The following is a 22,506-nucleotide window of genomic DNA, read 5'->3' on the forward strand; positions in this document are numbered from 1 at the left end:
CTGGGGAAATATGTGATTATGAGAAAAAAAGTGTGCAATTCGGGGCTGGCCTTATCATTTGCAAAAAAGTGTCAATGCCGTTTGTACTTTTCTAGTTGATTATTATCTTCGTTCAGTGATAATATTACCTTTATGTGAATCGAATCGGGAGTGGATTTTAGATATGAGTAAACGTGATTATTATGAGGTGTTAGGCCTTTCGAAGAGTGCTTCGAAGGATGAAATCAAAAAAGCGTATCGCAAGCTCTCCAAACAATATCACCCTGATATTAATAAAGCGGACGATGCTGCGGATAAGTTCAAGGAAATCAAGGAAGCTTATGAGGTATTGAGCGACGAACAAAAAAAGTCCCATTATGATCAATTCGGACATACCGATCCGAACCAAGGATTCGGCGGCGGTCAGGACTTTGGCGGTTTCGGCGGTTTTGAAGACATTTTCAGCAGTTTTTTCGGCGGCGGCGGACGCAGGAGAGATCCTAATGCACCTCGCCAAGGAGCGGATCTACAATATACGATGACGCTTTCGTTTGAAGAGGCGGCCTTCGGAAAAGATACCGAAATTGAAATTCCTCGTGAAGAGGATTGTGATACATGTAAAGGGTCAGGTGCCAAACCAGGGACTAAAGTCGAAACTTGTTCTCATTGCCATGGAACCGGTCAATTGAATGTAGAGCAAAATACTGCGTTCGGCAGAATTGTGAACCGGAGAGCATGTCACCACTGTCAAGGAACAGGGAAAATCATTCCCCAAAAATGTTCAACATGTGGCGGAGACGGAAAGGTTCAAAAACGCAAAAAAATCCAAGTCAAGGTGCCGGCCGGAATTGATGATGGCCAGCAGCTGCGGGTAACCGGTCAAGGGGAACCGGGAATCAACGGTGGACCTGCTGGGGACCTATATGTGGTCTTCCATGTACGCAGCCATGAATTCTTCGAGCGGGACGGCGATGACATCTATTGTGAAATGCCGGTCACGTTTGCCCAGGCAGCATTAGGGGATGAGATCGAGGTTCCTACCCTGCATGGAAAAGTGAAGCTGAAGATTCCTGCTGGTACACAAACAAGTACCCGTTTCCGTTTAAAAGGCAAGGGTGTCCCGAATGTCAGGGGATATGGCCAAGGAGATCAGCATGTTGTCGTGTTGGTGGTCACGCCTAAAAAATTAACGGAAAAACAAAAGGACCTGCTTCGTGAATTCAGCGATATCAGCGGACAACCAGGCATAGATGAACAAGAGGATGGCTTTTTCTCAAAAGTGAAGCGTGCTTTTAAAGATAGGTGAATAAAAGTAAAAGAAGAAATTGGGAGTTGGTAGACTATGAAGTGGTCTGAATTTGCAATCCAAACAACGAATGAAGCGGTTGAACCTGTTTCGAATATTCTTCATGAGGCAGGTGCCAGCGGTGTTGTCATTGAGGATCCTCTAGAATTAGTCAAGGAACGTGAAAACGTTTTTGGCGAAATCTATCACTTGAACCCAGATGATTATCCGGATGAAGGTGTATTGATCAAGGCGTATTTGCCCGTAAACAGCTTCCTTGGCGAAACCGTCGATGCCATTAAGGAATCGATTAATAATCTCCTTCTTTTTGATATTGACCTTGGGAAGAATATCGTTTCGATCAGTGAAGTGAATGAAGAAGAGTGGGCAACCGCTTGGAAAAAATATTATAATCCCGTCAAGATTTCCGAACGTTTTACCATCGTTCCTACATGGGAGGATTACACTCCCGTCAGCAGTGACGAACTGATCATTGAACTTGATCCAGGCATGGCCTTCGGAACAGGCACACATCCAACGACGGTCATGTGCATCCAAGCGCTGGAGCGTACAGTGAGGCCAGGCGATCTAGTAGTCGATGTAGGAACCGGGTCTGGCGTATTGAGCATTGCGGCCGCATTGCTCGATGCCAAGCAGATCCAGTCCCTTGATTTGGATGAAGTGGCTGTACAATCCGCTACGCAAAATGTTCAGCTTAATAATGTACAAGATAGAGTGTCTGTTTCGCAAGGCAACTTGCTGGATGGTGTGCATGAACAAGCCGATGTCGTCGTGGCCAATATTCTTGCCGAAGTCATCATGCGCTTTACCGATGATGTAGCAAAAGTGGTTAAGCCAGGCGGATATTTCATAGCATCCGGAATCATTCAGCCGAAGAAACAAGATGTCAAGGACGCGATCACGGCATCCGGATTCACCATTGAGGAAACGGTCTTGATGGAAGATTGGGTCGCCATAATCGCAAAAAGGAATGGTTAATTGGAAAAGTTACTCTGATTATCGGGTAGTTGGATAATCAGAGTACCTTTTTTTAGCTTGAATCTTTGCATGGCTTGCACTCGGGAAACGGGATTGTTAGCCTGTAGGTTTTTTAGACTAGACGGAGTGGGTGGCAGTGTGCAACGGTATTTTCTTAACGACGAAGACATCAAAGGAAGCACGGTAACGATTTCAGGCGATGACTTTCACCATATCGCCAGGGTGATGAGGATGGCGCCGGGCGAGCGAATCATTACCGTGAAGGAAAACGGTATGGCGGCTGTCATGGAAATTTCGGAAATGACGGCTGATGCGGTTATAGGAACTGTCATTGAATGGAAGAATGAAGAGAAGGAACTTCCGGTGAGGGTGGTAATCGCGAGCGGTCTGCCTAAAGGGGATAAGTTGGAATATATCGTTCAGAAGGGGACCGAACTTGGCGCCGCTGAATTTATCCCTTTTATTGCTGCTCGTTCGGTGGTAAAATGGGACCACAAAAAGGTAGGAAAGAAAATGGAGCGGCTCCAGAAGATCTCAAAAGAAGCCGCTGAGCAATCACATCGAACGGTCATCCCTGAAGTCAAGGAGCCGATGACGGCTGACCAGCTAGCTTCGCACGCTGCCGGCTTCGATCATAAATTAATCGCTTTTGAAGAAGAAGCGAAACGGGGGGAAACTTCCGTCCTTGCGTCCGTCTTGAAGGATATCACTGCAGGACAATCGATTCTTTTCGTATTTGGTCCTGAAGGCGGCTTGGCAGACAAGGAAATCGAAAAACTGTCCGCTGCCGGCTTTGTAGCTTGCGGCCTTGGACCAAGAATATTAAGAACTGAAACAGCACCTTTATATGCACTTTCCGCTGTTTCTTATCATGTAGAACTTTTGAGGTGATGAAAAATGGCAACGGTCGCTTTCCATACATTAGGCTGTAAAGTGAATCATTATGAAACAGAAGCTATTTGGCAATTATTCAAAACCGGGGGATATGATCGTGTTGAGTTTGAACATGCATCGGATGTATATGTCATCAACACATGCACCGTGACCAACACGGGCGATAAGAAGAGTCGCCAGGTCATCCGCCGCGCCATTCGTAAAAATCCGAATGCCGTCATAGCGGTAACCGGATGCTACGCCCAGACTTCGCCTGCGGAGATCATGGCCATACCAGGCGTGGATATTGTCGTTGGAACACAGGATAGGGTCAAACTTCTTGATTATATCGAGCAGTTCAAGGAAGAGCGTGAACCGATCAATGCTGTCGGCAATATCATGAAAAATCGTGTTTATGAGGAACTGGACGTACCTGCTTTTACGGATCGTACCCGCGCTTCGCTGAAGATCCAGGAAGGTTGCAATAACTTCTGCACTTTCTGCATCATACCTTGGGCACGTGGCTTGATGCGTTCCCGCGATCCAAAGGAAGTCGTACACCAAGCTAAACAGCTTGTCGAGGCAGGATATAAGGAGCTAGTCTTGACCGGAATTCACACTGGTGGATACGGTGATGACTTGAAGGACTATAACCTGGCGATGCTTCTTCGTGACTTGGAACAGGTCGATGGGTTGAAGCGCATCCGCATTTCATCCATTGAAGCGAGCCAAATCACCGATGAGATCATCGAAGTGCTTACGAATTCGAAAAAAGTGGTGCGTCATTTGCATATTCCGATTCAATCGGGCTCCGATACGGTCCTAAAACGAATGAGACGTAAATATACGATGGATTTCTTTGGCGATCGGATTGAAAAATTGAAAATTGCACTGCCCGGTCTTGCCGTTACATCAGATGTCATCGTCGGCTTCCCTGGTGAAACGGAAGAAGAATTCATGGAGACCTATAACTTTATCGAAAAATACAAATTCTCCGAGCTTCATGTTTTCCCTTATTCAAAACGGACAGGGACACCGGCGGCACGAATGGAAGATCAAGTGGATGAAAATGTAAAAAACGAACGCGTCCACCGTCTTATCGCGTTGTCCGATCAATTGGCCAAAGAGTATGCTTCCCGTTTTGAAGGGGAAGTACTTGAAGTCATCCCTGAGACGAAGCTGGAAAATGGCCTTTATGAAGGCTATGCCGATAATTACATGAAAATCGTTTTCCCGGCTACGGAAGAAATGGTTGGAGAAATCGTAAAAGTGAAGATTATAAAATCTGGATACCCTCATAGTGAAGGCCAATTCGTGACGGTTATGAAAGATTTTCCGTTGCAGCAAGCAGCAAATATATAAGACAGCGAATTTACGCTGTCTTTTTTTATGTGTTTTCTTTGATCATTCGGGTAAAGACTATATGTATCGTCAAAATGGACAAACTGTGATATCATGAGAGGTACGTACAACTAGTTACAATATGTTTTGAGGAGGATAATATATGTCACAAAATGTAGCAGGTTTAATAGACCACACGTTATTAAAAGCAGATGCAACGAAAGAGCAAATAAAGGTATTATGCGAAGAAGCGCGCGAGTACAAGTTTGCTTCCGTTTGCGTGAATCCGACATGGGTGAAATATGCAAGCGAACTATTGGAAGGATCAGAAGTGAAAGTGTGTACGGTCATCGGGTTCCCTCTAGGGGCAACCACACCGGAAACGAAAGCGTTCGAAACGAAGGATGCCATCTCCAATGGCGCCCACGAAGTCGATATGGTCATCAATATCGGTGCCTTGAAGGACAAGGATGATGAATTGGTAGAACGTGATATTCGTGCTGTAGTGGCTGCGTCTACGGGTAAGGCCCTATCAAAAGTGATCATCGAAACTTCATTATTGACTGAGGAAGAAAAAGTCCGCGCTTGCGAACTGGCTGTCAAAGCGGGAACGGATTACGTGAAAACTTCAACTGGTTTCTCGACTGGAGGAGCAACTGTCGAAGACATCGCTCTGATGAGAAAAACAGTTGGACCTGATATCGGTGTCAAAGCTTCTGGAGGAGTCCGCAACACGGCTGACGCTCAGAATGTAATCGAAGCAGGAGCCACAAGAATTGGCGCCAGTGCCGGCGTTTCCATCGTAAAAGGCTTAACGGCTGATTCCGATTATTGATTTTTAATAAGACTTATAAAAAAACAGGCGGAGAAAATGAATCATTTTTCTCCGCCTGTTTTTTATTGATGTTAAAAATAAATTTGATTGCGGTCTAAATGAAATACCACTTGCCAATGTGAATTGCGTCCATGTAAAAAGAGGCCCGTATCATTTTTGAATTTTTATATTTCATTATTGGAACCCATGCATTCAAAAAAAAGCTTATTGTGTATTTAGAATGGATAGTAAGGGACATAAGGGAGTAAACGTGTTGTAATAAATTCATCAAGTGAGGGGAGGAATATGAAGAAACGAGCGGATCATTTACTTTTATAAACAACGTTAGTTTTTTCTTTAATTAGCATTTCGACTGCTGTTCCTAAAAAAGCGGATGCATGTTATCCTGCATACAAATGTATGTCCAGACAGATTTTATCCACAAGTTATACATGAATGTTTAGCAATGAAGATGGATCAAAAGGGGCATTCATTGGTATAACTGCCGTTATTCCCTGGAGTTGGGATACCTTCTTTCCTTTCAGCAACTGCATTAGGCGTGAAAGCATAAGACTAATTATAAAAAGATTAGCTAAAATCATGCCCCCCTTATTATCTATGCGTTTAGGTTAAGTCTATCTTATATAAGGCTGTCCAGTAGATAATTGCCATTGACTTTTAGGAAGAGCCTTTATTTTTTCGAGCTTGGCCGATGCACCCAAAGGATGAGGTTGGAGAAGTGGCGTGCGACTGGCAAGACAGCCAGCGAAGTCAGGATATTGAAAAGGACGCTTGCATGAGCGAGTTGGGTCGCTTTGTTTCCGGTGAAAAAGGCAGCCGTTCGTTCCAGGGTATCGACAAAGGGCAGGAAAGCGGCAACCCCAAGGACATTAAGCCAAATATGGGCATAGGCTGTAAAGGCAGCTTGTCTGCCGGAACCGATGCTGGCCATGTATCCGGTGATGCATGTGCCGATATTGGAACCGAGCATGATGATGATGGCGGAAGAGACGGATAGTTCCCCGTTCATCAAAAAACTCATCGCGATCCCGATGGTTACCGAACTGGAGTGGATGAGTGCCGTTATTGCGATTCCGGCTAATAACGCAAAACTCATATGGCTTTCTATGTACCCGATGATCGTTTGGATGGATGGGTAAGCGGAAATAGGTGTCGAGAGCGTTTTGAATCCTCCCATCGCCGCAAAGATGGCTGAGATGCCGATGAGTGACATTCCTAAGGTTCTCGGCAAAACTTTGGGCATGAAGCAAAGGAGGGCTCCGCAGATGACGCCGGGAATGATCCATCGATCTAACGTGAAGCTCATGAACTCAGCCGTGAGAGTGGAGCCGATATTCGTTCCAAGAATAATCCCGATCGTTTGCGGGAAAGTTAAACTTCCTGCAGAAACGAGCCCGACCGTCATGACCATGACCGCCGAGCTGCTCTGAAGGATGCCGGTAAATAAGGTTCCGGCGACAAACCCTTTCCATGGCTTATCCGTTACTTTTGCGAGGAAGGTCTTCAGTGCGGCGCCTGACATATTGAACAGTCCGATTCGCAATACTGACATTCCTGCAAGAAACATCGCTATGTAGAATCCGAATAAAAATAGCTCATGCATGCTCTCACCCCTTCTTAAGCATATGGTCCAGTTGGAGGAGACATGCTTTAAAAACGGTTCTTTTTAGTGGAATGATCGTTTAGGGAAAAGAATCCAATAAGAACATGAGAATAATTCAAAATAAGTTTGATTATATTGGTTGACCTGATAAAGATGATATATTATAATTGTTTAGTACATGTATAACATGTTGACAACTTGAGTTAGTGTGTTGTTTTCGGAGGGAGGGAAAGAGATGTCTAAAACCGTCGTTCGTAAAAACGAATCGCTTGAAGATGCTCTTCGTCGTTTCAAACGTACTGTATCTAAAGCAGGATCGCTTCAGGAAGCTAGGAAGCGTGAATTTTATGAAAAACCAAGCGTAAAACGTAAGAAAAAGTCTGAAGCTGCAAGAAAACGTAAATTCTAAGAGAGGGTGGAAAGATGAGTCTTCTCGAGCGTTTAAATAATGATATGAAACAAGCGATGAAGAACAAGGAAAAGGACAAACTATCTGTTATTCGGATGCTGAAGGCTTCTATTCAAAACGAAGCTCTTAAGCTGAGACAAGATTTAACAGATAATGAAGAATTGACAGTGCTCTCTCGCGAATTAAAACAACGCAAAGACTCCCTCCAGGAGTTTGAAAACGCAGGTCGTTCCGATCTCGTGGATAAAGTCCGCACCGAACTAGTATACGTAGAGGCATATATGCCTGAGCAACTTTCAGAAGAAGAGATTTCTGACATCGTTCAACAGACGATCGAAGAAGTCAATGCAACATCCAAAGCAGATATGGGGAGAGTTATGGGAGCTTTAATGCCTAAAGTTAAAGGTAAAGCGGATGGTTCTCTAGTTAACAAATTAGTATTACAACATCTATCTTGAACTCGAAACTTAAAACTCGAAACCTAACCGCAGGCAAATTGCCTGTGGTTTTTGTGTATTTCACGAGGTTTTTATGCGTATATTATTGTAACGGAGCTCGAGTGGCGGCATTTACAAATTTATTTGCCTTTTTTTGAAACCTTTTTCATATACATACGTAATAACTAAAGAACAGAGTTAAGGGTGGCTTCGGGTTCCCTTATCCCGATTTTAGTTACGGATTGAATTCAGGTAAGGATCCTTCTGGAATTTGGTGGGACTTACAGCGTTTAATTAAGGGGAAGGGGGCGTTCCGCCTGAAAATTTGGCGTTGTATATCTGTACTCATATTAGGGTTGCTGTTCACCATGTCATCGTTTGGGGGATTGGCGGCTTCTGCACAGGAGAAAATCGTTTACCATGTTCCGATTGAAGAAACGGTGGAAAAGGGACTTTCGGCTTTTTTGGAGCGCGCGCTGAACACCGCTGAAGCTGCTGATGCAGATCTTGTCATTTTCGAGGTGAATACCCCTGGCGGTGCTGTCGATGCAGCTGGGGAGATTGCCAAGCTACTGTCGGATTCTCCGGTAAAAACCGTTGCCTATGTCAATAACAGGGCTTTATCTGCGGGTGCCTATATTGCCCTTAGTGCAGATGAAATCTACATGGTCCCAAGTGCTACGATGGGATCGGCGGCCGTGATTGATTCGGCGGGGAATGCTGCAAGCAAGAAGGCACAATCCTATTGGCTGGCTGCGATGAAGACGGCAGCGGAACAAAACGGACGGGATCCGAAATTCGCCCAAGCGATGGCGGATGAAGACATCAACCTTCCCGAATACGGAGCAGGAAAAGGAAAGCTGCTCACATTTACAGCTGAACAGGCCAGAGAGGCTGGATATAGTGAGGGGATCGTTTCGGGAAAGGCGGAGCTATACAGCAAACTTGGGGTTGAGGATGCCGATATCCGAACGATCGAAGAAAGCTTTCCTGAAAAACTTGCCCGTTTCTTGACCAATCCGATTGTCGTTCCGATATTATTGACGATTGCTGGCATCGGGATTGTGATTGAATTGTTTTCGCCTGGCTTTGGCATTCCGGGAGTCATTGGAGTTTCCAGCCTTGTATTGTTCTTTTATGGTCATCTTGTCGCAGGCATCACCGGGTATGAATCGTTGGCGATGTTCATCATCGGGGTCATCCTCGTGCTGGCGGAATTTTTCATCCCAGGGGGAATTATCGGACTGCTTGGATTTACGGCGATCGTGGGGAGTTTGTTCCTCGCTTCGGATGATCCTGTCCATATGACGATATCCCTGCTTATTGCGGTAACCGTATCGATTTTGGCATTCATCCTACTTGTAAAGGTGTTTGGAAAACAAATGAAATTTTTCAGAAAAATGATTTTAACCGATGCAACAAAGACGGAGCAAGGGTATGTTAGCAATCCGAATCGAGTCGATTTATTAGGTGTAAAAGGGAAGGCCCTAACCGATTTACGGCCTTCGGGAACTGCTTTGATCAATGATGAGAGAGTGGATGTCGTGACCGAGGGAAGCTTCATTTCCAAAGGATCTTCACTCACCATCGTGAAGGTTGAAGGATCTAGGGTAGTCGTCCGGGAAATTCCGGATTCGATTTAAAAATTAAAGGAAACAGGAAGGATGAATTCTTACGTGATAACATCAGGAACAGTTTTTATTGTACTGGCAGTGATTGCTGCCATCATCGTATTATCGGTATTTTTCACATTCGTGCCAGTCATGCTCTGGATTTCCGCTTTGGCGGCAGGAGTCAAAATCAGTATATTTACATTGGTGGGGATGAGACTTCGCCGTGTTATACCAAGCAGGGTCGTCAATCCCCTCATCAAGGCACATAAGGCAGGAATCAATGTTTCGACGAATCAATTGGAGAGCCATTACCTAGCAGGAGGTAATGTCGATCGCGTCGTGAATGCTTTGATCGCTGCGGAACGTGCCAATATCGTGCTGCCTTTCGAGCGTGGGGCAGCCATTGACCTTGCCGGTCGTGATGTACTGCAAGCGGTTCAAATGAGCGTTAACCCGAAAGTGATCGAAACGCCTTTCATCTCCGGTGTGGCGATGAACGGGATCGAAGTGAAAGCGAAGGCAAGGATCACGGTTCGTGCCAATATTGAACGTCTAGTCGGTGGTGCCGGTGAAGAAACGATCATTGCCCGAGTGGGTGAAGGGATCGTATCGACGATCGGTGCTTCGAAAATGCATACGGATGTCCTTGAAAATCCCGATCTGATTTCCAGAACGGTATTATCAAAGGGATTGGATTCGGGAACCGCATTTGAAATCCTTTCCATCGATATCGCTGAAGTGGATATCGGGAAAAACATCGGGGCCATCCTACAAACCGACCAAGCCGAAGCCGATAAGAAAATTGCCCAGGCCAAGGCCGAAGAGCGCCGTGCGATGGCTGTTGCCCTTGAACAGGAAATGGTTGCACGCGTTCAGGAAATGCGTGCGAAAGTTGTCCAATCCGAAGCGGAAGTACCACTGGCCATGGCCGATGCGCTTAAAAGCGGAAACCTTGGTGTGATGGATTATATGAACATCCAAAATATAACCGCTGATACGGATATGCGCGGTTCGATCAGCAAAATCTCCGAAAATCCAAAAGATAATAACAATAACAACCATAACAACTAGGTTAGGGAAGGGAGGTCTTTAAATGGGAGATATCATTGATTTCTTTCTCGGGAACCCATTCCTAATCATTATCTTGATCGGCATTGTATCGTCCATGTTAGGAAGAAAAAAGCAGTCTCAGCAAAGTGATGCCCCTAACGGTCCTCCTAAAAAGAAATGGCAGGATGTCATGAGGGAGCTTCAAGGTGAGGGGCAGGGGAACCAGCAGCAAGGTCCTGCCCCTGCTCCTGTAAGGAAAGTCGAACAGCAGGCACCTCAGGCTGCCGAGATAATCGATGAGACGAAGAACGAAGCGAACCAAAGGATTGCTGAGCTTAGGCGGCTTCAGCAGAAGTACGATCAGGAACGTTTATATCAAAAGGCGAAGGCAGACAATATTGCCTCAGCCATATCCGATAATAGAAGTCCCGTTTATCGCAAAGGGCCTTCTTTCGGGAAAAAGCAGCTGATTGATGGCATCATCATGTCAGAAGTGCTGGGACCGCCAAGGGCGAAGCGAAGTCTCCAGAGGTCTAGAAAATAAGCGGACATCTCTCGGGACCGATTCATGAAAAAATACACTTTCATTCCCAGATAATTTTGTGCTAGAACCCCCTTTCACCTCATACATTGAGATGAAAGGGGGTTCTTTTTTATGGCTCGCAATTGGGGAAAAAAAATGAAACAGCTTATGACCAAAACAATGGACCTTCCGCAAGATGTCATGATGGACCTGCCGCGAATTACGATGATCGGACAATTACATATTTACATTGAAAACCATCGTGGCTTATTGGCTTTTACGGACAGTGAAGTACGATTGATGTTAAAAAATGGTCAGCTGCTGATAAAGGGAAGCTCCTTTGTCATAAAGACGATCTTGCCTGAAGAAATCATGCTTGAAGGCAAGATCGACAAAGTTTATTTTATTAATGAATGATCCCGGGAGGTCTCCATGAAAAACCAATGGACAAACTATTATACAGGCTATGTAAAAGTGAAGGCACATGGAAAAGGTGCAGAACGGCTTATCAATATGTTGACACGAAGGGGGCTTCATATCTGGGATGTGAAGCGCGTCGGTAGTGAGGCCCTGATTTTCCATATGGACTTCAGGGATATCCCGAAACTTCGGCAGGTCATGCGCAAAAGCGATTGCAAGGTATCGTTCATGCAGGGGAGGGGCTTCCCTTTCCTAGTGAAGAGAGTGATGAAAAACAGCGGGTTCCTGGTCGGTCTCATTGCGTTCCTGCTTTGCATTTTCGTGCTTTCCAATATGGTGTGGGGCATCGAGGTGAAAGATGCGAAGCCGGCAACCGAGCATGCCATCCGCAAAGAATTGGACAAGATGGGCGTGAAGATTGGCAAGGTGCAATTTTTCGTTGATGATGTGGATACCATCCAGCGTAAGCTTTCGGATCGGATCGGTGCATTGACGTGGGTTGGGGTCGAGCTCAAGGGAACGACGTACCATTTCCGTGTCGTTGAAAAACGGCAGCCGAAGGAAGTCGAGAAAACATCGCCGCAAAATTTGGTGGCCTCGAAAAAGGCGGTTATTGCTGATATGTATGTAAAAAAAGGGCAATCTATAGTAAATGTGAATGATTATGTCGGAAAGGGACAGCTTCTCGTTTCAGGTTTGATTGGCAAAGAAGATAAGCAGGAAATCGTATCGGCACAGGGAGTGATCAAAGGGAAAACCTGGTACAATGCAGAGGTGAAAATTCCATTGAAAACTAAATTTTCTGTTTTGAACGGAAATGAAACGAATAAGCACTATTTAAAAATGGGCGACTTTTCCCTGCCTGTATGGGGATTCAAGGATCCGAAATATGACAAACAGGAAAAGGAAACGACGGTCAGGCCTTTTCACTTCCTTCAATGGGAACTCCCGATCTCCTATAAACAGGTAACCTTAAGGAGCAAGGAGGATATCGTCAGGAGCTATACGAGGGAAGAGGCGGTGAAGGAAGGTAGAAAAATGGCTAAAGCCGAGTTGAAAAAGCATTTGGATGAGGAAGATGAAATCATCGAAGAAAAAATTTTGCACGAAAGCATGGAGAATGGTAAAGTTAAATTGTCTATACATTACCAAGTTATTGAAGATATAGCGATTGGACAACCAATCATTCAAGGAGACTAACGAATGGCAGATGATGTGAAAGTAATTAAGCTTGAAATCGAGTCACCTAATGAAGCGATCGCTTTGTTGGGCAATGGAGATTCAAATGTAAAAGTGCTTGAAGAGGAGCTGGGCATTTCCGTCATTACACGCGGTGAAGCCGTCAGCGTCGCTGGCGCCATCGATCGGGTAACGATGGGACAGGAAATCCTGAAAGCCCTATTGGCAGTGATCAGAAAAGGAATTGCAATCAGTTCTAGAGATGTGCTTTATGCCATTGAATTGGCTAGAAAAGGAACCCTTGAGTATTTCGGTGAATTGTATGATGAGGAAGTCGCCAAGACGGCCAAGGGGAAATCGATTAAAGTCAAAACGATTGGGCAGAGATATTATATCCAGGCGATAAAGAAGCACGACCTCGTCTTTGGAATCGGGCCCGCCGGAACAGGGAAGACCTATCTCGCCGTAGTGATGGCGATCAATGCGCTAAAAAATGGACAGGTTAAGCGGATCATCCTGACAAGGCCTGCCGTGGAAGCTGGCGAAAGCCTCGGTTTTCTGCCAGGCGACCTGAAGGAAAAGGTAGATCCTTATCTAAGGCCGCTATACGATGCTCTGCATGACCTTCTGGGGATGGAGCAGACCCAGAGGATGATAGAGCGGGGGACGATCGAAATCGCTCCCTTGGCTTATATGAGGGGCCGTACGCTTGAAGATGCCTTTGTCATTTTGGATGAAGCCCAAAATACGACGGAAGCCCAGATGAAAATGTTCCTGACCCGCCTTGGCTTCGGGTCGAAGATGGTCATCACCGGGGACCGGACCCAGATAGACCTCCCTAAGGGGATGAAGTCAGGATTGGTAAGGGTAGAGGAGATTTTGAAGAATGTCAAAGGCCTTTCCTTCGTTTACTTCGAACAAAGCGATGTTGTGCGACATCCGCTTGTTGCCAAAATCATCACTGCTTACGAACAGGCAAAGGTATAAGAACGAATCCGCCATTTCAATCGGCGGATTTTTCGTGATGTGCCCAAATGTCCCGCCTTTTTCATGAAAAAGTGGAAATGGGGCGAGAGAAGCCTTACATTTATCTAATACGCAGGTGAAAAATAATATGAAAACTGTTATGATTTTACATATCTAGAATAATAACCATCAATTTTTTAGGAGGACCTTCCTTGAATCGTATCCAGAAATTCTTCGCTAAACTAAAAGGGCTATTGGTCCATCGTTTTTTTCAAGTGCTTTTGTTCATCATTCTTGGTGTATTTGCTTATGGGTTAATGTTTTCCAACGTTAAACCGGAAAGAGTCCAAGTGGAGCTTTTTAAGCCCGCGGAACAGACGATCCGTTCAACCAAGACTGTGGAAGATACTTATAAGACGGAACAAGAAAAAGAAGAGATAGCTAAACAGGTGGCGGATGTATATTCGTTGAAAAAAGAGTATGCCAAGAATAAAGTCGACCTGATTTCATCGATTTTCGATACGGCGATCGAGGTGAAAAAGGAAACCGATCCTGATAACGAACATATAAAAGATGGGGAGAAGGAGAATAAAAAGGAAACCTTGAAGACGGATGCCCAAAAGGTTTCCATTCTAAAAGAAAAATTGACTGATGAGGTCAATAAAAATATTGAGGAATCCGTTTTCCTTGCTTTAGTTCAGGCGGATGAAGATGAGCTGAAGATTGCGAGGGACTCCACCATCACTGCCGTGAATAATGTGATGAGCAACAGGATTGCAGCGAGTGATGTCGAAAATGCGAAGAAAAAGGTCGTAGAGGAATTGGGCTATATGAGTATCAGCAGTGATATGAAAAAAGCCTCTAATTCCTTGGCGCGCACGGCGATCATCCAAAATGTTTTCTTTGACAAGGATAAAACGGAGGAACAGCGGAGGAAAGCGATTGAAAGCGTGGAGCCGATCCGAATCCTCCAAGGGCAGATCATCGTTGAGGAAAATCAGTTAGTGGACAGGGACGTATATCGGCAGCTTGAACTGGCAGGTTTTGTGAATACCGAGTCGACCATTTACCCGTATATCGGGCTGCTGTTATTCATCGTGTTGACCTTTGTTGCCTTTTATTACTTTTTCACCTTTTCCATTTCCAAAAAGGAGAACAAGTACAATCAATTATTGATTTTCAGTCTTGTCTTTATCCTTTCAATGGCCATGATGAAAACGATCAGCATTCTGGCGGACATGAAAAACTCGAATTTGGAATATATTTTTCCGGTTGCCATGTCTGCGATGCTCATCAAGATTTTATTGAACGATAAGCTAGCGGTGGCGATGATCATTTTATTAGGTTCTTATGGAACGATCATATTCAATGGAGATACGCCTGGAAATCTCGATATTTCGATGGGGCTTTATATTATTTTCGGTGGATTGACGGCAATACTCATCTTATCGAGGCTTAATTTCAAATCAAAAGTGCTGGTGGCGGGTCTGTTGCTTTCTTTAATCAATATGGCCTTTGTATTTTCGCTTATCTTTATGATGGACGGACATTATACTAGAATGGAGTATTTGTATTATGCTGTTGCCGCCATAGGTTCCGGTGTGGGCTCGGCCGTATTGACGATGGGCCTGCTGCCATTTTTCGAGTCAGGTTTCGGGATCTTATCATCGATGAAGCTGATCGAACTGTCAAACCCGAATCACCCCTTATTGCGGAAGATCCTGATCGAGGCGCCAGGAACCTACCATCACAGTGTCATGGTCGCCAATTTGGCGGAATCCGCTTGCGAGGCGATCGGTTCGAATGGCCTGCTCGCAAGGGTCGGCAGTTATTATCATGATATCGGCAAAACGAAAATGCCGCATTTTTTCATCGAAAATCAGATGAACGGAGATAATCCGCATGATCGGCTGCAGCCTGAAACGAGCAGGGATATCATCATTGCCCATGCCGTGGATGGCGGGGAGATGCTGCGGAGCCATAAATTCCCTAAAGAAATCGTGGATATTGCGGAGCAGCATCATGGGACCACCTTGTTGAAATTTTTCTACCACAAGGCTAAGAAACAGGATGATGCCACGCTTGAAGATGCTTACCGATATCCTGGACCGAAGGCAATCATGAAGGAAGTGGCGGTCATCGGCATTGCCGACAGTGTAGAAGCTGCCGTGAGGTCGATGCAGCATCCGACTCCGGACAAGATAGAAGAACTGGTAAGTTTCATCATTCAGGAGAGGATCCAAGATGGTCAATTTGATGAATGTGACATTACTATGAGAGAATTAAGTATCGTGAAGCATTCCTTATGTGAATCGCTGAACGGTATCTTCCACTCCAGGATTGAATATCCGGAGCTGGATAAATTAGGACAGAAGGTGAAAGAATGATTTTAGCGATCGATTTAATGGATGAAACGAATGAAGTGACGGAAGAAGCGCAACAGCTTGTTGAAAGCATTTTGCAATTTGCGGCAAAAAAAGAAAAGATCGAAGAAGATACTGAGTTGTCAGTTACATTTGTGGACAATGAGAGAATTCGTGAAATCAATAAGGAGTACCGTCATAAAGATGCAGCCACTGATGTCATTTCCTTTGCACTTGAAGAAATGGGTGAAGATGAAGTCGAGATTATTGGAGGGGAAATGCCCCGCATGCTAGGCGATATCATCATTTCCATCGAGCGGACGAAAGAGCAGGCTGAAGAATATGGGCATTCTTTCGATCGGGAGCTTGGATTTTTGGCGCTTCATGGCTTCCTTCATTTATTGGGATTCGATCACATGAATGAAGAAGAGGAAAAAGTGATGTTCACAAAACAAAAGGAGATCTTGGAAGAATATGGACTTTCAAGAGAGGGATAAAAAAAGGTATCCTTTAATTAAAAGTTTCTCTTTTGCCTGTCAGGGAATTTTGGAGGCAGTTCGAACGGAGCGCAATATCAAGATACATTTTGCGCTAACGGCAATCATCCTATTCTTTGGCTGGTTTTTCTCCTTGAATGGGATGGAATGGCTCTTCATATTGGCAGCCATAGCGGGAACGATTGCATTGGAGCTCGTCAATTCAGCGATTGAAAGGGTAGTGGACCTGGTTACAGATCAATTCCATCCATTGGCCAAGCAGGCAAAAGATATTGCAGCCGGAGCTGTATTCATATATGCTATATTTTCTATCATTGTTGGATTGATTATTTTTTTGCCTAAGCTGGGCCTTTAGCTTTCAGTGAGGCACTCAATTTGAAAGGAAGATGAGAATTGAATACGAAAGAATTGATTGAGGAAGCTAAATTAGCAAGGGAAAAAGCATATGTACCTTATTCCAAATTCAAAGTGGGCGCAGCCCTTTTAACCGTTGATGGCAAGGTCTACCATGGTTGTAATATAGAAAACGCCGCTTATAGCATGTGCAATTGTGCCGAGAGGACCGCTTTGTTCAGCGCATATGCACATAATGACAAGGCATTCACCAAACTTGCGGTCGTGGCAGATACAGACGGCCCCGTATCTCCATGCGGAGCGTGCAGGCAGGTTATATCTGAACTGTGTGATAAGGATATGCCGGTTGTTTTGACCAATTTAAATGGTGATATAAAAGAATTAACAGTACAGGAATTGCTTCCAGGAGCTTTTTCACCGGAGGATTTAAATGGATAAATTATTTCAAGATACACAAGAAAAAGGTTACAAATCAGGTTTCATCTCGATTATCGGCCGTCCCAACGTTGGAAAGAGTACGTTCTTGAACCGCGTCATCGGTCAAAAAATCGCCATAATGAGTGACAAACCGCAAACGACTAGAAATAAGGTGCAAGGTGTCCTTACGCAAAACGACTCACAAATGATATTCATCGATACGCCTGGAATTCATAAGCCGAAGCATAAGCTTGGTGATTTCATGATGAAAGTGGCAACGAATACATTGAAAGAGGTCGACTTGATTCTTTTCATGATCAATGCGACCGAAGGATATGGCCGCGGTGATGAGTTCATCATTGAAAAACTTCAAACCGTAAAAACGCCCGTTTTCCTAGTGGTTAACAAAATTGACGCGATGCATCCGGATGAGCTGCTGCCGATCATTGAAAAATATCAACAGCTTTATCCTTTCGCGGCAGTCGTTCCGATTTCTGCACTTGAAGGGAATAACGTCGATACACTGCTTGAGCAAATCAAGGAGCACCTGCCTGAAGGTCCCCAGTTTTATCCTGCTGACCAAGTGACCGACCACCCGGAGCGTTTCATCATTTCCGAATTGGTCCGCGAAAAGGTGCTGCACCTGACGCGTGAAGAAATTCCGCATTCGGTGGCCGTTGTCATCGATTCCATCAAAAAGATGGATAACAGTGATACCATTAATGTGATGGCGACGATCGTCGTCGAACGTGATTCCCAGAAAGGCATCGTCATCGGAAAGCAAGGGAAGATGCTCAAGGAAGTCGGAAGCCGTGCGCGCGTGGACATCGAAAACCTATTGGGCTCGAAGGTATTCTTGGAACTATGGGTCAAGGTACAGAAGGATTGGCGCAATAAAGCCAGTCAGCTTCGAGATTATGGTTTCAATGAAAGCGAATATTAATTAACAAATTTTACGCTTCATGAAAGTTTGGAAAACGGTCAAGCTAATTATATGGTCGGATATTCATATTGCTAGTTAAAAATGAAAGGTGGGCTTTATATGTTGGATTTTACCTGGGAATTATTTAGTGAAACAGGTAATGTGGACACCTATTTGCTGTTTAAGGAGATAGAAGTCGAAAGACAGGAAAGACCCTTGGTACTGAAAGAAGAGCTAGCAGAATTTGATTTTCCCGTTTCATAGGTTAGTCTTGACGAGTGTGGGTGGTGTCTTGGTGTGCTCCAAAAATGTGAAGGCATTGTCATAAGGCGAACTGCATATGGAGAAAATAACAAAATCATTACTATTTATACCCGTGAGCTAGGAAAAATTGGCGTTATGGCTAGAGGGGCCAGTAAACCTAACAGTAGGCTATCGGCCGTCACCCAGCTTTTTTGCTCCGGGTATTTTCTTGTAACCACATCAACCGGACTCGGAAGTCTTCAGCAAGGGGAAATGGTCGACTCGCTCCGGTTCATCAGGGAAGATCTTTTTGCCACTGCGTATGCTTCTTACATCGTGGAGTTGTTCGATAAAAGCGTCGAGGATAAAAAACCGAACCCATATTTGTATGAATTGCTTGCGCAAACCTTGCATTACATAAACGAAGAATATGACGCAGAGGTCTTGAAGTTCATTTTTGAAATGAAGATGCTGCCAGTCAATGGGATTAACCCAGTGCTTAATCAATGTGCTGTTTGCGGGGAAACGGAAGGGGAATTCTCCTTCTCGCTTCGGGAAGCGGGGTTCATTTGCCACCGCTGTCTAGGCAAAGATCCTTATCATTATAAAATTTCACCTGCAGCCGTCAAATTGCTGCGGATATTTTATTATTTGGATTTATCCAGGCTCGGAAACATTTCCGTCAAGCCGGAAACGAAAAAGGAACTGCAGAAAATCATTGATGCTTATTATGAGGAATATTCCGGTCTTCATTTGAAATCAAAAAAGTTCCTGAAACAGATTGATACGATGAAAGATATGTTTTAAGACCTGGCCTATTGACATTCCGTGATAGTTTGTATAAAATTCTAATCATTAAAATAGAAGATTGCGTTGATGGGAAAGAGTATCTGTCATTCTCCATAAAAAGCGAGCCCGGGACGGTGGAAGCCGGGATATGGATTTACAGGGAAGGGCGTTTCCGGAGCATGTTGCTTTGAAAAGAGGCCGTTTTATGACGGCAATTAGGGTGGAACCGCGGGTAAACTCTCGTCCCTATGCATAACGCATAGGGACGGGAGTTTTTTGTTTGCAAAAAACTGTCGATGAACTCCGGTCCTGAATGTACAAAGAGCCGTTTTAAATAATTTGGAGGTGTACAATGAATATTCAAAATATGATTTTAACGCTACAAAAGCATTGGTCTGAACAGGGCTGCATATTAATGAATGCTTATGATGTCGAGAAAGGGGCAGGGACGATGAGCCCATACACGTTCCTAAGAGCGATTGGCCCTGAGCCGTGGAGCGTTGCTTATGTCGAGCCATCACGCCGCCCGGCAGACGGCCGGTACGGTGAGAATCCCAATCGCCTGTATCAGCATCATCAATTCCAGGTGATCATGAAGCCTTCACCTGACAATATCCAAGAGTTATATTTGGATTCACTGCGGGCGTTAGGCATAAATCCGCTTGAGCATGACATTCGCTTCGTCGAGGATAACTGGGAAAACCCATCACTTGGATGTGCAGGCCTAGGTTGGGAAGTATGGCTTGATGGGATGGAAATCACGCAATTTACATATTTCCAACAAGTGGGCGGTCTTGAGTGCAAGCCGGTTTCCGTTGAAATTACATACGGAATCGAACGCCTCGCCTCCTACATTCAAGATAAGGAAAACGTATTTGACCTCGAATGGACAGAAGGATTCACGGTCCGTGATATATTCGGACAGCCGGAATACGAGCATTCAAAATATACGTTTGAGACCTCGGACCTTGATATGCTGTTCCAACTGTTTACGATGTATGAAAAGGAAGCACATCGCCAAATGGAAGAAGGTCTTGTACATCCTGCATATGATTATGTTTTGAAATGTTCCCATACATTTAACCTTTTGGATGCCAAAGGGGCCATCTCGGTGACGGAAAGAACCGGATATATTGCCCGGTGCCGTAACTTAGCGCGTAAGGTTGCCAAAACCTTCTATGAAGAGCGGGAAAAATTAGGCTTCCCGATCCTGAAAGTGAAAGGGGAGAATACAAATGAGCAAGCGTGATTTGTTATTGGAAATTGGTTTGGAAGAGCTGCCGGCCCGGTTCGTGACAGCGTCGATGAACCAGCTGTCGGATAAAGTGCAGAAATGGCTGACGGAAAAAGCGATTGAATTCGGAACGGTTGAAGCTTTTTCAACACCAAGACGTTTAGCGATATTGGTGAAAGATGTTGAAGAATCCCAAAAGGATATCGAAGAAGAAGCAAAAGGACCGGCAAAGAAAATCGCCTTGGATAGTGAAGGGAACTGGTCCAAAGCAGCTTTGGGATTCGTCAGGGGTCAAGGGATGACTTCCGAGGATATTTACTTCAAGGAACTTAAGGGTGTTGAATATGCCCATGTGAATAAATTCATCAAGGGACAGCCGACTTTACAGCTTTTATCCGAGCTTGCTGAAATCATCAGCGGGATGACGTTTCCGAAAAATATGCGATGGGCCGATCAAGAGCTACGCTTCGCCCGTCCGATTAAGTGGCTGATTGCCCTATTCGGTCATGACGTCGTGCCATTTTCAATTGCGGACGTGCAGACGGGCCGTGAAACGAAAGGTCATCGTTTCTTGGGTGAAAAAGCAATCATCGAGAACCCGGCCCAGTATGAAGGAACGTTGACGGAGCAATTTGTTATGGTCGATCCTGATAAACGCCGGCAAGTCATTTTAGATCAAATTAACGGACTTGAGCAGGAAAAAGGCTGGATCATCCCCGTTGATGAATCGTTGCTGGAAGAAGTCAATAATTTAATCGAGTATCCAACGGTCCTATTTGGTCAATTCGAGGAAGAGTTCCTTGAGCTTCCAGCGGAGGTCCTGATCACTTCGATGAAGGAGCATCAGCGCTATTTCCCTGTCAAGGACCAAGAAGGCAAATTACTTCCATACTTTGTAACCGTGCGTAACGGAGATGCCAAGCACTTGGATAAGGTTTCTAAAGGCAATGAAAAAGTATTGCGGGCCCGCTTATCCGATGCAGCATTTTTCTACAAGGAAGATCAGAAAAAAGAAATTTCAGATGCTTTGAAAAAGCTGGACAGCATCGTCTATCATGAAGAAATCGGTACATTAGCCGAAAAAACTGAGCGCGTGACGGAAGTGGCGGGCAAGCTCGCGGACGTCCTGAATTTAGGGAAAGAAAAAGAATTGGCCCTCCGTGCTGCTGAAATCGCCAAGTTCGATTTGGTGAGCCATATGGTTTATGAATTCCCGGAATTGCAAGGTTATATGGGCGAAAAATACGCGCTTCTAAAAGGCGAAGCCAAAGAAGTGGCTGCGGCCATCAACGAACACTATATGCCAAGACATGCGGATGACGATGTACCGCCGTCGGTGATCGGAGCGGTTGTAAGTTTAGCGGAAAAAATGGATACGCTCGCGTCTTTCTTTGCCATTGGCGTCATTCCGACAGGGTCCCAGGATCCATATGCTTTAAGGAGGCAGGCGAGCGGGGTCGTCCAGATTCTTGCTGAGAAGAAATGGGATGTTTCACTAGAGGAGCTCATCGCTTTAAGCCTTAAAGGTCTTGAAGCAAAGGGAATCTTGAAACGAGATGTAGTGGAAGTTAAAGCGGATATGTTCACTTTCTTCAAAGCAAGGATCAAGCATCTCCTGCAAGAAGAGCAAATCCGCTACGATATGATTGATGCAGTTCTTTTCAATGAAGTCGGGTATATCCATTCCATCGTCGAGCGTGCCCACGTCCTCGAGGCGAAAAAGGAAGAAGCGGGCTTTAAAGAAAGCATAGAGGCTTTAAGCCGGGTCATGAACATCGCCGGAAAATGTGATGAAAAAGTGACCGTCGATCCAAGCGCTTTTGAAAATGATCAGGAAAAAGCACTTTATGAAAAGTATCAGCAGGCAGCAAGGCAATATACCAAATCCCAAAATGAAGATGAGCGGTTTGAACTTCTTATTTCACTGCAAAGCGAAATAGAGGCGTATTTCGAAAATACGATGGTCATGGCAGAGGATGAAGCCCTCCGCACTAACCGATTATCGCTTATGAAAGATATCAGTGATTGGGTGGCAAGCTTCGCGGCAATGAATAAAATCATCCTTTGATGAAGTGGGATGCAAGGCAAACGGAAATCCTTTTTTGAAATGGGTTTCCGCCTTTGCCAAAAGATAAATAGGACAAACATGCCTTTATTAAATAATTTAGTATATAA

The 22,506-nt window shown here is 44.8% G+C and carries 23 protein-coding genes and 1 other annotated feature; of the genes, 22 read left to right on the plus strand and 1 reads right to left on the minus strand.

Going from position 1 to position 22,506, the window contains the following annotated elements; all coding sequences use genetic code 11:
* Positions 1 to 163 precede the first annotated feature (163 nt).
* The 5 genes from dnaJ to deoC all read left to right on the plus strand — a co-directional run bounded on the left by dnaJ (position 164) and on the right by deoC (position 5,312).
* On the plus strand, positions 164 to 1,285 hold the full coding sequence (gene dnaJ / locus CVN76_RS07880; RefSeq protein ID WP_061143996.1) for a molecular chaperone DnaJ: 1,122 nt from the start codon (positions 164 to 166) through the stop codon (positions 1,283 to 1,285).
* 36 nt (positions 1,286 to 1,321) lie between these two features.
* Positions 1,322 to 2,263 (plus strand): 50S ribosomal protein L11 methyltransferase, encoded by a 942-nt coding sequence (prmA, locus tag CVN76_RS07885; RefSeq protein ID WP_061143995.1) that lies wholly within the window; start codon positions 1,322 to 1,324, stop codon positions 2,261 to 2,263.
* Positions 2,264 to 2,401: 138 nt separating this feature from the next.
* On the plus strand, positions 2,402 to 3,154 hold the full coding sequence (locus tag CVN76_RS07890) for a 16S rRNA (uracil(1498)-N(3))-methyltransferase (protein ID WP_100530828.1): 753 nt from the start codon (positions 2,402 to 2,404) through the stop codon (positions 3,152 to 3,154).
* A 6-nt stretch (positions 3,155 to 3,160) separates the two neighbouring features.
* Entirely contained in the window at positions 3,161 to 4,498 is a 1,338-nt protein-coding gene (mtaB, locus tag CVN76_RS07895; protein ID WP_100530829.1) for a tRNA (N(6)-L-threonylcarbamoyladenosine(37)-C(2))-methylthiotransferase MtaB, read from the plus strand.
* A gap of 142 nt (positions 4,499 to 4,640) precedes the next feature.
* On the plus strand, positions 4,641 to 5,312 hold the full coding sequence (gene deoC / locus CVN76_RS07900; protein ID WP_061140688.1) for a deoxyribose-phosphate aldolase: 672 nt from the start codon (positions 4,641 to 4,643) through the stop codon (positions 5,310 to 5,312).
* Between the two features lie 670 nt (positions 5,313 to 5,982).
* On the opposite strand, the gene CVN76_RS07905 is transcribed toward deoC, so the two are convergent.
* Positions 5,983 to 6,915, minus strand: a complete 933-nt coding sequence (locus tag CVN76_RS07905) for a Na/Pi symporter (RefSeq protein WP_100530830.1) — start codon at positions 6,913 to 6,915, stop codon at positions 5,983 to 5,985.
* Between the two features lie 235 nt (positions 6,916 to 7,150).
* Between CVN76_RS07905 and rpsU the strand changes: the two genes are divergently transcribed.
* The 17 genes from rpsU to glyS all read left to right on the plus strand — a co-directional run bounded on the left by rpsU (position 7,151) and on the right by glyS (position 22,399).
* On the plus strand, positions 7,151 to 7,324 hold the full coding sequence (gene rpsU, locus CVN76_RS07910) for a 30S ribosomal protein S21 (protein WP_028391853.1): 174 nt from the start codon (positions 7,151 to 7,153) through the stop codon (positions 7,322 to 7,324).
* Positions 7,325 to 7,338: 14 nt separating this feature from the next.
* Positions 7,339 to 7,782, plus strand: a complete 444-nt coding sequence (locus CVN76_RS07915; RefSeq protein ID WP_061140686.1) for a GatB/YqeY domain-containing protein — start codon at positions 7,339 to 7,341, stop codon at positions 7,780 to 7,782.
* Between the two features lie 347 nt (positions 7,783 to 8,129).
* Entirely contained in the window at positions 8,130 to 9,404 is a 1,275-nt protein-coding gene (locus CVN76_RS07920) for an NfeD family protein (RefSeq protein ID WP_100530831.1), read from the plus strand.
* 57 nt (positions 9,405 to 9,461) lie between these two features.
* Positions 9,462 to 10,445, plus strand: coding sequence for a flotillin-like protein FloA (floA, locus tag CVN76_RS07925; protein ID WP_442857561.1), 984 nt, complete (start codon positions 9,462 to 9,464; stop codon positions 10,443 to 10,445).
* Between the two features lie 22 nt (positions 10,446 to 10,467).
* Positions 10,468 to 10,968, plus strand: a complete 501-nt coding sequence (locus tag CVN76_RS07930; RefSeq protein ID WP_061140685.1) for a hypothetical protein — start codon at positions 10,468 to 10,470, stop codon at positions 10,966 to 10,968.
* Positions 10,969 to 11,079: 111 nt separating this feature from the next.
* Complete coding sequence (gene yqfC, locus CVN76_RS07935; protein WP_061140684.1) at positions 11,080 to 11,364, plus strand: sporulation protein YqfC; 285 nt, start codon at positions 11,080 to 11,082, stop codon at positions 11,362 to 11,364.
* 15 nt (positions 11,365 to 11,379) lie between these two features.
* The gene (gene yqfD, locus CVN76_RS07940) at positions 11,380 to 12,567 is read left to right on the plus strand and encodes a sporulation protein YqfD (protein WP_100530833.1); all 1,188 of its coding nucleotides are present in this window, start codon (positions 11,380 to 11,382) and stop codon (positions 12,565 to 12,567) included.
* A gap of 3 nt (positions 12,568 to 12,570) precedes the next feature.
* Positions 12,571 to 13,533: a PhoH family protein gene (locus CVN76_RS07945; RefSeq protein WP_100530834.1), complete on the plus strand. Its 963-nt coding sequence runs from the start codon at positions 12,571 to 12,573 to the stop codon at positions 13,531 to 13,533.
* A gap of 191 nt (positions 13,534 to 13,724) precedes the next feature.
* A complete protein-coding gene (locus tag CVN76_RS07950; RefSeq protein ID WP_100530835.1) occupies positions 13,725 to 15,899 on the plus strand; it encodes an HD family phosphohydrolase in 2,175 nt (724 codons plus the stop codon).
* On the plus strand, positions 15,896 to 16,372 hold the full coding sequence (gene ybeY / locus CVN76_RS07955; protein WP_061140680.1) for an rRNA maturation RNase YbeY: 477 nt from the start codon (positions 15,896 to 15,898) through the stop codon (positions 16,370 to 16,372). Before CVN76_RS07950 ends, ybeY begins: the two co-directional genes overlap by 4 nt.
* Positions 16,350 to 16,727: a diacylglycerol kinase family protein gene (locus CVN76_RS07960; protein ID WP_100530836.1), complete on the plus strand. Its 378-nt coding sequence runs from the start codon at positions 16,350 to 16,352 to the stop codon at positions 16,725 to 16,727. The genes ybeY and CVN76_RS07960 overlap by 23 nt, the downstream gene beginning before the upstream one ends.
* A 38-nt stretch (positions 16,728 to 16,765) precedes the next feature.
* Entirely contained in the window at positions 16,766 to 17,164 is a 399-nt protein-coding gene (locus CVN76_RS07965) for a cytidine deaminase (protein ID WP_061140678.1), read from the plus strand.
* A complete protein-coding gene (era, locus tag CVN76_RS07970) occupies positions 17,157 to 18,086 on the plus strand; it encodes a GTPase Era (protein ID WP_061140677.1) in 930 nt (309 codons plus the stop codon). Before CVN76_RS07965 ends, era begins: the two co-directional genes overlap by 8 nt.
* Positions 18,087 to 18,185: 99 nt before the next feature.
* Positions 18,186 to 18,329, plus strand: a complete 144-nt coding sequence (locus CVN76_RS07975) for a YqzL family protein (protein ID WP_081092277.1) — start codon at positions 18,186 to 18,188, stop codon at positions 18,327 to 18,329.
* Between the two features lie 33 nt (positions 18,330 to 18,362).
* Positions 18,363 to 19,115, plus strand: coding sequence for a DNA repair protein RecO (gene recO / locus CVN76_RS07980; RefSeq protein ID WP_100530837.1), 753 nt, complete (start codon positions 18,363 to 18,365; stop codon positions 19,113 to 19,115).
* A gap of 57 nt (positions 19,116 to 19,172) precedes the next feature.
* Positions 19,173 to 19,348: a binding site (T-box leader), on the plus strand.
* Positions 19,349 to 19,449: 101 nt separating this feature from the next.
* Positions 19,450 to 20,346, plus strand: coding sequence for a glycine--tRNA ligase subunit alpha (gene glyQ / locus CVN76_RS07985; RefSeq protein WP_061140675.1), 897 nt, complete (start codon positions 19,450 to 19,452; stop codon positions 20,344 to 20,346).
* Positions 20,333 to 22,399: a glycine--tRNA ligase subunit beta gene (glyS, locus tag CVN76_RS07990; protein ID WP_100530838.1), complete on the plus strand. Its 2,067-nt coding sequence runs from the start codon at positions 20,333 to 20,335 to the stop codon at positions 22,397 to 22,399. The genes glyQ and glyS overlap by 14 nt, the downstream gene beginning before the upstream one ends.
* The last annotated feature ends 107 nt before the right edge of the window (positions 22,400 to 22,506 follow it).

The sequence above is a fragment of the Bacillus sp. mrc49 genome (assembly GCF_002803435.1).